Below are 345 nucleotides of genomic sequence, written 5' to 3'. Positions count from 1 at the left end.
GTCGGGGAAAAGTGGCAGCCCGTAGGGGAATCGAACCCCTCTTTCCAGGTTGAAAACCTGGCGTCCTAACCGATAGACGAACGGGCCACTCTGTCTGTGAGGCGGTGTTTACTGATTGCGCCGGCTGGGCGCAAGAGGGTTTTTGCAGAAAAACGAAGTTTTTCCAGCCTGTAATGCGGCTGGCTAGCCGCCTGAAAATAAACGAAAAAATCCGCAATGCTGCGGCGATTTTCTGGGCGGCGTCTGTGCGGGAGAAGTGGCAGCCCGTAGGGGAATCGAACCCCTCTTTCCAGGTTGAAAACCTGGCGTCCTAACCGATAGACGAACGGGCCACTCAGTGCGTGA

General features: G+C 55.9%; 2 tRNA genes. Both read right to left on the bottom strand.

Annotated features, from left to right (window positions below):
• Nucleotides 1–12: 12 nt before the first annotated feature.
• Nucleotides 13–87 (bottom strand) — tRNA-Glu (locus ACXAHG_RS23580).
• A gap of 170 nt (nucleotides 88–257) precedes the next feature.
• Nucleotides 258–332 (bottom strand) — tRNA-Glu (locus ACXAHG_RS23575).
• Nucleotides 333–345: the final 13 nt, after the last annotated feature.

It is taken from the genome of Leisingera sp. ABD4_442, assembly GCF_056160905.1.
Note: the sequence above shows the minus strand (reverse complement) of the source record. Positions and strands in the feature narration are given on the sequence as shown.